Annotated in this window: 10 protein-coding genes; 9 read left to right on the forward strand and 1 reads right to left on the reverse strand. The window is 51.2% G+C overall.

Annotation, left to right across the window (positions count from 1 at the left end; translation table 11 throughout):
• Positions 1-10 precede the first annotated feature (10 nt).
• From malX to add, 3 genes are all read left to right on the forward strand, one after another.
• Entirely contained in the window at positions 11-1,603 is a 1,593-nt protein-coding gene (gene malX, locus FEK43_RS17115; RefSeq protein ID WP_130258952.1) for a PTS maltose transporter subunit IICB, read from the forward strand.
• 9 nt (positions 1,604-1,612) lie between these two features.
• Positions 1,613-2,785, forward strand: coding sequence for a bifunctional maltose regulon transcriptional repressor/cystathionine beta-lyase MalY (malY, locus tag FEK43_RS17120; protein WP_135406739.1), 1,173 nt, complete (start codon positions 1,613-1,615; stop codon positions 2,783-2,785).
• A gap of 103 nt (positions 2,786-2,888) precedes the next feature.
• Complete coding sequence (add, locus tag FEK43_RS17125) at positions 2,889-3,890, forward strand: adenosine deaminase (protein WP_138158647.1); 1,002 nt, start codon at positions 2,889-2,891, stop codon at positions 3,888-3,890.
• 35 nt (positions 3,891-3,925) lie between these two features.
• On the opposite strand, the gene FEK43_RS17130 is transcribed toward add, so the two are convergent.
• A complete protein-coding gene (locus FEK43_RS17130) occupies positions 3,926-4,966 on the reverse strand; it encodes an oxidoreductase (RefSeq protein ID WP_135406742.1) in 1,041 nt (346 codons plus the stop codon).
• 242 nt (positions 4,967-5,208) lie between these two features.
• Between FEK43_RS17130 and blr the strand changes: the two genes are divergently transcribed.
• The 6 genes from blr to rsxC all read left to right on the forward strand — a co-directional run.
• Complete coding sequence (gene blr / locus FEK43_RS17135; RefSeq protein ID WP_032147885.1) at positions 5,209-5,334, forward strand: division septum protein Blr; 126 nt, start codon at positions 5,209-5,211, stop codon at positions 5,332-5,334.
• A gap of 272 nt (positions 5,335-5,606) precedes the next feature.
• Positions 5,607-5,822: a transcription modulator YdgT gene (ydgT, locus tag FEK43_RS17140; protein WP_064530017.1), complete on the forward strand. Its 216-nt coding sequence runs from the start codon at positions 5,607-5,609 to the stop codon at positions 5,820-5,822.
• A gap of 86 nt (positions 5,823-5,908) precedes the next feature.
• On the forward strand, positions 5,909-6,349 hold the full coding sequence (locus FEK43_RS17145; RefSeq protein WP_130209359.1) for a DUF2569 domain-containing protein: 441 nt from the start codon (positions 5,909-5,911) through the stop codon (positions 6,347-6,349).
• 76 nt (positions 6,350-6,425) lie between these two features.
• Positions 6,426-7,007, forward strand: coding sequence for an electron transport complex subunit RsxA (gene rsxA / locus FEK43_RS17150; protein ID WP_000133193.1), 582 nt, complete (start codon positions 6,426-6,428; stop codon positions 7,005-7,007).
• Positions 7,007-7,585 (forward strand): electron transport complex subunit RsxB, encoded by a 579-nt coding sequence (gene rsxB, locus FEK43_RS17155; protein ID WP_130209361.1) that lies wholly within the window; start codon positions 7,007-7,009, stop codon positions 7,583-7,585. Before rsxA ends, rsxB begins: the two co-directional genes overlap by 1 nt.
• On the forward strand, positions 7,578-9,558 hold a 1,981-nt coding region (gene rsxC, locus FEK43_RS17160; RefSeq protein WP_138158649.1), incomplete at its 3' end, for an electron transport complex subunit RsxC. The genes rsxB and rsxC, both read left to right, overlap by 8 nt.

The raw sequence follows: 9,558 nt of genomic DNA on the forward strand, positions 1-9,558 counted from the left end.
GAGTCGTTTTATGACGGCGAAAGCAGCACCAAAAGTCACACTGTGGGAATTCTTCCAGCAGCTAGGCAAAACCTTTATGTTGCCTGTCGCATTACTGTCGTTCTGCGGCATTATGTTGGGGATTGGCAGTTCCCTTAGTAGCCACGATGTCATCACACTGATCCCGGCATTGGGTAATCCTGTGTTGCAGGCCATCTTTACCTGGATGAGTAAGGTTGGTTCGTTCGCGTTTAGTTTCCTGCCAGTGATGTTCTGTATCGCCATCCCGCTGGGTCTGGCGCGCGAAAACAAAGGCGTCGCGGCGTTCGCTGGTTTTGTTGGTTACGCGGTAATGAACCTGGCGGTGAACTTCTGGTTGACCAATAAAGGCATTCTGCCGACCACCGATGCTGCTGTGCTGAAAGCCAATAACATTCAAAGCATTCTTGGGATCCAGTCGATCGACACCGGGATCCTCGGTGCGGTGATCGCCGGTATTATCGTCTGGATGCTGCATGAGCGTTTCCATAATATCCGCCTGCCGGATGCGCTGGCATTCTTCGGCGGTACGCGCTTCGTACCAATCATCTCCTCGCTGGTGATGGGCCTTGTCGGTCTGGTGATTCCATTGGTCTGGCCGATCTTCGCCATGGGCATTAGTGGATTAGGCCATATGATTAACAGCGCGGGTGATTTCGGACCTATGCTGTTTGGTACGGGTGAGCGTCTGCTGTTACCATTTGGTCTGCATCACATTCTGGTGGCATTAATTCGCTTTACCGACGCAGGCGGCACGCAGGAAGTCTGCGGTCAAACCGTCAGCGGCGCACTAACCATCTTCCAGGCGCAATTGAGTTGCCCGACCACTCACGGTTTTTCTGAAAGCGCCACGCGTTTCCTCTCGCAGGGCAAAATGCCTGCATTCCTCGGTGGTCTGCCAGGCGCAGCGTTAGCTATGTATCACTGTGCGCGCCCGGAAAATCGCCATAAAATTAAAGGCCTGCTGATTTCTGGCCTGATCGCCTGTGTCGTTGGCGGCACTACCGAACCGCTGGAATTCCTGTTCCTGTTCGTAGCGCCAGTTCTGTATGTCATCCACGCGCTGTTAACCGGCCTCGGCTTCACCGTCATGTCTGTGCTCGGTGTCACCATCGGTAATACCGACGGCAATATCATCGACTTTGTGGTGTTCGGTATTCTGCATGGACTGTCAACCAAGTGGTACATGGTGCCAGTGGTGGCGGCAATCTGGTTTGTTGTTTACTATGTCATCTTCCGTTTCGCTATCACCCGCTTCAATTTGAAAACCCCTGGCCGCGATAGCGAAATTGCCAGCTCAATCGAAAAAGCCGTTGCCGGTACGCCAGGTAAATCAGGTTACAACGTTCCGGCAATCCTCGAAGCCTTAGGCGGTGCCGACAATATTGTCAGCCTCGATAACTGCATTACTCGTCTGCGTTTGTCAGTGAAAGATATGTCCCTTGTTAATGTGCAGGCACTGAAGGACAATCGGGCAATTGGCGTAGTACAACTTAATCAACATAACCTGCAGGTTGTTATCGGGCCGCAAGTTCAGTCAGTCAAAGATGAAATGGCCGGTCTGATGCGTACTGTTCAGGCATAAGGATAAGATATGTTCGATTTTTCGAAGGTCGTGGATCGTCATGGCACATGGTGCACACAGTGGGATTATGTCGCTGACCGTTTCGGCACTGCTGACCTGTTACCGTTCACGATTTCAGACATGGATTTTGCCACCGCTCCCTGCATTATCGAGGCGCTGAACCAGCGCCTGATGCACGGCGTGTTTGGCTACAGTCGCTGGAAAAACGATGAATTTCTCGCGGCTATCGCCCACTGGTTTTCCACACAGCATTACACCGCCATTGATACGCAGTCGGTGGTATATGGCCCTTCCGTTATCTATATGGTGTCGGAGCTGATTCGTCAGTGGTCCGCTGTCGGTGAAGGTGTGGTGATCCATACCCCGGCCTACGACGCATTTTACAAAGCCATTGAAGGTAATCAGCGCACCGTGATGCCCGTTGCTTTAGAGAAGCGGGTTGATGGTTGGTTTTGCGATATGGGTAAACTGGAAGCCGTGTTGGCGAAACCGGAGTGTAAAATTATGCTCCTGTGTAGCCCTCAGAATCCTACCGGTAAAGTCTGGACTTGCGATGAACTGGAAACAATGGCTGACCTGTGCGAACGCTATGGTGTGCGCGTTATCTCCGATGAAATCCATATGGATATGGTATGGGGTGAGCAACCGCATATTCCCTGGAGCAATGTAGCTCGCGGCGACTGGGCGCTACTGACTTCTGGTTCGAAAAGTTTCAATATTCCGGCTCTGACCGGGGCTTACGGGATTATTGAAAATAACGACAGCCGTGAAGCGTATTTATCGGCCCTGAAAAGCCGTGATGGGCTTTCCTCCCCTGCGGTACTGGCGTTAACCGCCCATATCGCCGCCTATCAGCAAGGCGCGCCATGGCTAGATGCCTTACGCGTTTATCTGAAAGATAACCTGACGTATATCGCAGAGACGATGAACGCCGCGTTCCCTGAACTCAACTGGCAGATTCCCCAATCCACTTATCTCGCATGGCTTGATTTACGTCCGTTGAACATTGATGACAACGCGTTGCAAAAAGTCCTGATTGAACAAGAAAAAGTGGCAATCATGCCGGGATATACCTACGGTGAAGAAGGCCGTGGCTTTGTTCGGCTCAATGCCGGATGCCCACGTTCTAAACTGGAAAAAGGTGTCGCTGGATTAATTAACGCCATCCGAGCTGTACGCTAATTGCGATTGCGCAACGCAAATAATCGTTGCGCAATCGTAGATTTTTACCCTGCTTTGTTTTTATAATGGTGCGCACTTTTATATCCAGAAAAAGAGTGCGACCATGATTGATACCACCCTGCCATTAACTGATATCCATCGCCACCTTGATGGCAACATTCGTCCCCAGACCGTCCTTGAACTTGGCCGCCAGTATAATATCTCGCTACCTGCACAATCCCTGGAAACGCTAATTCCACACGTTCAGGTCATTGCCAACGAACCCGATCTGGTGAGTTTTCTGACTAAGCTTGACTGGGGCGTTAAAGTTCTCGCCTCGCTCGACGCATGCCGTCGCGTGGCGTTTGAAAATATTGAAGATGCTGCCCGAAACGGTCTGCACTATGTCGAACTGCGTTTTTCGCCAGGTTATATGGCAATGACGCATCAGTTGCCTGTTGCGGGCGTTGTCGAAGCCGTTATTGACGGCGTACGTGACGGTTGCCGCACCTTTGGTGTGCAGGCGAAACTTATCGGCATTATGAGCCGGACCTTTGGCGAAGCTGCCTGCCAGCAAGAGCTGGAGGCATTTTTAGCCCACCGTGATCAGATTACCGCACTGGATTTAGCCGGTGATGAACTTGGTTTTCCGGGGAGTTTGTTCCTCTCTCACTTCAACCACGCGCGTGATGCAGGCTGGCATATTACCGTCCATGCAGGCGAAGCTGCCGGGGCAGAAAGTATCTGGCAAGCCATTCGTGAGCTGGGAGCTGAACGCATTGGGCATGGCGTAAAAGCCATTGAAGATCGGGCGCTGATGGATTTCCTCGCCGAGCAACAAATTGGCATAGAATCCTGCCTGACCTCCAATATTCAGACCAGTACCGTGGCATCTCTGGCGGCACATCCGCTGAAAACGTTCCTTGAGCATGGTATCTGCGCCAGTATTAACACCGACGACCCGGGTGTTCAGGGCGTCGATATCATTCACGAATATACCGTTGCCGCGCCCGCTGCAGGTTTATCTCGCGAGCAAATCCGCCAGGCGCAGATTAATGGTCTGGAAATGGCTTTCCTCAGCGCAGAGGAAAAACGCGCACTGCGAGAAACAGTCGCAGCGAAGTAACAAAAATGGATGGTGCTAATTGCACCATCCCCTTTTCAAGCAAGGCACAAAGTCGAGCGATGTTTGGCGGACTCGATGCCCAGCTCAATCAACTCCATTACCTGAATGGCCTGACTTGCTGGCACCGGGTTTTCACCGTCGCCACTCAACGCATCACGAATGGCAGCATAGTAAGCCGGATAATTCCCCGGCACGGTCAACAGCGTTTCTTCAACACGTTCCTCGCCTTCAACACGGGTTAGTACACCGTCACGCATATCGTAGCCCCAGTCTTCCTGCGGCAGACGCTCACCATTTTTCAACCGCTCTTCCTGCGGATCGAGGCCGTATTTAACATAGCTGCCACGGGAGCCATGCACGATATAACGTGCTGACTCAGCTGCCGCCAACATGGTGCCGTGTAAAATGACCCGCCGCTGTGGGTAGGACAAAATGGCGTGGAAATAATCAGTCGACTGCGCCCCTGGGCGCAACTGTGCTAAATCCACCGTCATACTGACGGGTAAGCCAAAAAGCGTAATAGCTTGATCGAGCAAATGCGGTGCCAAATCGTACCAGATACCGCTGCCAGGGCCGCCCTGTTCACGCCAGCGATCGCGCACCTGCGGCCGAAAGCGGTCAAAATGAGACTCAAAGTACGCAACTTCACCCAGCGAGCCTTCCGCGAGCAAACCTTTTAGTGTCAAAAAATCGCTATCCCAGCGACGATTATGAAACACCGACAATACGCGACCCAGACTTTTTGCCAACGCATCCAGTTCTCGAGCTTGTGACAGTGTCACGGTAAAAGGCTTGTCGACGACCACATGTTTACCCGCTTCAAGCGCCGCTTTGGCTAACGGGAAATGGGTATCATTTGGTGTGGGAATGACAATCAAGTCTATGTTGGGATCATTAAAAAGATGCTTTGGTTCAGAGACAACCGCCACTGTTGGCCAGTCGGCTTTTACTTTTGTTTCGTCACTGCTGGAAATTACTGCCAGTTCTAGTCCGGGCGTGCCCGCAATCAGGGGCGCATGGAAGGTTTTGCTCGCATAACCATACCCAATCAACCCAACACGGATGTTGTCGCTCATTTCATTGCCTCTCAGAGAAGTACGATCGCTATTTGACACTATCCTTTACCCTCTCTCAACAGTTTAATAACCAGCCCGCAATAAGGGATGTTATTTAACTTAAGTCAAAGAAATGGCGAATTTTCTAATGATAAAAGCTAAATATCGCAAAAACCTCAGCAAAAATCTTGCTGGGGCAATTATTGCTAAGTAACATTTACCCCCTGAAGTTAATGGATCACTCAACATAGATGTGGGCAGTAATGAATCGTCTTATTGAATTAACAGGTTGGATCGTTCTTGTCGTTTCTGTCATTCTCCTTGGCGTGGCGAGTCACATTGACAACTACCAGCCGCCAGAACAGAGTACACCAGTACAACATAAGTAATACCTGCACTTGCAGAACAGCATGCAGCCCGTCCGGATGCATGTTTTAACTTGTCGGGTATTAAACCAGGAATTTATTATCTTGTGGTGTGTTGTCGGCGATTGGCAGGGATAGTAAAGCGCGTTACTCTTTTCATGACAGTATTTCATCCCTGAATATTTACCATCAGCACATTCTTATTATTGTTATTAAATAAGCGTTCACTTTTGGTGAAGTTTTATCATTACATATAATACCTACCACTTTGGTATTAATTATTTTATAGGCCTTTTATGACTGTTCAGGACTACTTATTAAAATTTCGCAAAATCAGTTCACTCGAAAGCCTGGAAAAACTCTACGATCATCTTAATTACACACTGACGGACGATCAGGACCTTATCAACATGTATCGCGCCGCCGATCACCGCCGCGCAGAGCTGGTGTCTGGCGGGCGTTTGTTTGACCTGGGCCAGGTGCCGAAGTCCGTCTGGCATTATGTCCAATAAAGAAAGTAGCGATTGATAATAAAAACCTTATAATAACGCCCCTAAAATTAGATTTGCCTGTTTGCTGTCGCTATTCTGGAGAACCTATGACCACCACAACGCCACAACGTATTGGAGGCTGGTTGCTTGGCCCTTTGGCCTGGCTGTTAGTCGCTCTATTGAGTACGACGCTGACGCTGTTACTGTATACCGCAGCGTTATCTTCTCCTCAAACATATAAAACGATCGGCGAACAAGCACTGACAACGCAAATCTTATGGGGCGTTTCTTTTATTACCGCCATCGCCATGTGGTATTACACTTTGTGGTTGACCATCGCTTTCTTTAAACGTCGGCGTTGTGTTCCTAAACACTATATTATCTGGCTACTGATCTCCGTATTACTGGCTGTTAAAACCTTCGCTTTTTCGCCAGTTGCAGATGGCGTAGCCGTGCGCCAGTTGTTGTTCACTTTGCTGGCAACCGCATTGATAGTCCCCTATTTCAAACGCTCGTTGCGGGTCAAAGCGACGTTTGTGAATCCGTAATAACCTTACAGTTAACCTGTTGTCGCCTGCTCTGGATTAACGGATAATAGGCGGCTTTTTTATTTCAGGCCGAAAAATGACTGACTACCTGTTACTGTTTGTCGGAACTGTACTGGTCAATAACTTTGTACTGGTTAAGTTTCTGGGCCTCTGTCCGTTTATGGGCGTTTCCAAAAAGCTGGAAACTGCAATGGGGATGGGGCTGGCAACAACATTTGTGATGACGCTGGCGTCAATCTGCGCCTGGCTTATCGACACGTGGATCTTGATTCCACTCAACCTGATTTACCTGCGCACGTTAGCGTTTATTTTAGTGATCGCTGTAGTGGTGCAGTTCACCGAGATGGTGGTGCGTAAAACCAGCCCGGTGCTTTATCGTCTGCTGGGGATTTTTCTGCCGCTTATTACCACCAACTGTGCGGTGCTTGGTGTCGCGTTGCTGAATATTAATCTCGGGCATAATTTCTTGCAGTCGGCGCTGTACGGTTTTTCAGCAGCTGTCGGCTTCTCGTTGGTGATGGTGCTTTTCGCAGCCATCCGCGAGCGCCTGGCTGTGGCTGATGTCCCGGCACCTTTTCGTGGTAATGCCATTGCGCTGATTACCGCAGGTCTTATGTCTCTGGCCTTTATGGGCTTTAGTGGTTTGGTGAAGTTGTAATGAATGCTATCTGGATTGCCGTTGCCGCCATCAGCCTGCTGGGCCTGGCGTTTGGCGCCATTCTGGGTTATGCCTCCCGCCGTTTTGCGGTGGAAGACGATCCGGTCGTTGAGAAAATTGACGAAATTTTACCGCAGAGCCAGTGTGGTCAATGCGGTTATCCTGGCTGCCGGCCGTATGCGGAGGCTATCAGTTGCAACGGTGAAAAAATCAACCGCTGCGCCCCTGGTGGCGAAGCTGTAATGCTGAAAATTGCCGAGTTGCTCAACGTCGAACCACAGCCGCTGGATGGCGAAGCGCAGGAGTTGACGCCTGCGCGTATGGTAGCGGTTATCGATGAAAATAACTGTATTGGCTGCACTAAGTGTATTCAGGCGTGTCCGGTGGACGCCATTGTCGGCGCTACCCGAGCAATGCATACCGTCATGAGCGATCTGTGCACAGGTTGTAATCTGTGTGTAGACCCATGCCCAACGCATTGCATCTCCTTACAACCGGTTGCAGAAACGCCAGACAGCTGGAAATGGGATCTGAACACCATTCCCGTGCGCATCATTCCCGTGGAACACCATGCTTAAGTTATTCTCTGCTTTCAAAAAAAATAAAATCTGGGACTTCGATGGCGGCATTCATCCACCGGAGATGAAAACTCAGTCCAACGGTACTCCCCTGCGCCAGGTTCCGCTGGCGCAGCGATTTGTTATTCCACTGAAACAGCATATTGGTGCTGAAGGCGAGCTGTGCGTTAACGTTGGTGATAAGGTACTGCGCGGACAGCCACTCACCCGTGGACGCGGCAAAATGCTACCGGTTCACGCACCAACGTCTGGCACCGTTACGGCTATTGCGCCCCACTCTACGGCTCATCCTTCAGCGTTAGCTGAATTAAGCGTGATTATTGATGCCGATGGGGAAGATTGCTGGATCCCACGTGACGGTTGGACCGATTATCGCTCACGCACTCGGGAAGAATTAATCGAACGCATTCATCAATTTGGCGTCGCCGGACTGGGTGGTGCTGGCTTCCCTACTGGCGTTAAATTGCAGGGCGGCGGCGATAAAATCGAAACGTTGATCATTAATGCCGCAGAATGCGAGCCATACATTACCGCCGATGACCGTTTGATGCAGGATTGCGCCGCCCAGGTCGTAGAAGGTATTCGCATTCTCGGGCATATTCTACAGCCACGCGAAATTCTGATCGGAATTGAAGATAACAAACCGCAGGCAATTTCCATGCTGCGTGCAGTGTTGGCGGATTCTCACGATATTTCTCTGCGAGTTATTCCGACCAAATATCCCTCTGGCGGCGCCAAACAGTTAACCTACATCCTGACCGGAAAGCAGGTTCCACACGGCGGTCGTTCATCAGATATCGGCGTGTTAATGCAAAACGTCGGCACGGCTTACGCAGTGAAACGAGCCGTTATTGATGGCGAGCCGATTACCGAGCGTGTCGTGACGCTGACTGGCGAAGCAATTGCACGCCCCGGCAACGTCTGGGCACGACTGGGTACGCCGGTCCGTCATTTATTGAACGATGCAGGATTCTGCCCTTCTGCCGATCAAATGGTGATTATGGGCGGCCCGCTAATGGGCTTTACCTTGCCGTGGCTGGATGTTCCGGTCGTAAAAATCACCAACTGTTTACTGGCACCGTCTGCCAATGAACTTGGCGAACCACAGGAAGAACAAAGCTGCATCCGTTGTAGCGCCTGTGCTGATGCCTGCCCTGCAGATCTCCTGCCGCAACAGTTGTACTGGTTCAGCAAAGGCCAGCAGCACGATAAAGCCACTACACATAACATTGCCGATTGTATTGAATGCGGGGCCTGTGCGTGGGTTTGCCCAAGCAATATCCCTCTTGTGCAATATTTCCGTCAGGAAAAAGCCGAGATTGCCGCCATTCGTCAGGAAGAAAAACGCGCAGCCGAAGCAAAAGCACGCTTTGAAGCTCGTCAGGCACGTCTGGAACGTGAAAAAGCCGCACGTCTTGAACGACACAAGAACGCGGCGGTTCAACCTGCGGCCAAAGACAAAGATGCGATTGCTGCCGCACTGGCACGCGTAAAAGAAAAACAGGCCCAGGCCACACAGCCTATTGTGATAAAAGCTGGCGAACGCCCGGATAACAGCGCGATTATTGCGGCACGGGAAGCGCGTAAAGCGCAAGCCAGAGCGAAACAGGCTGAATTGCAACAGACTAACGAAGCCGCAACCGTTGCCGATCCGCGGAAAGCGGCAGTGGAAGCCGCAATTGCTCGCGCCAAAGCACGCAAGCAGGAGCAACAGACTGCTAACGAAGAGCCGCAGAAACAGGTTGACCCGCGTAAAGCTGCCGTCGAAGCGGCTATCGCCCGTGCTAAAGCTCGCAAGCAGGAGCAACAGCCTGCTAACGAAGAACCGCAGGAACAGGTTGATCCGCGTAAAGCTGCCGTTGAAGCCGCTATCGCCCGTGCCAAAGCGCGCAAGCTGGAACAGCAGCCTGCTAACGAAGAACCGCAGGAACAGGTTGATCCGCGTAAAGCTGCCGTTGAAGCCGCTATCGCCC

This window comes from Escherichia sp. E2562, assembly GCF_005781075.1.
Classification (GTDB): Bacteria; Pseudomonadota; Gammaproteobacteria; order Enterobacterales; family Enterobacteriaceae; genus Escherichia.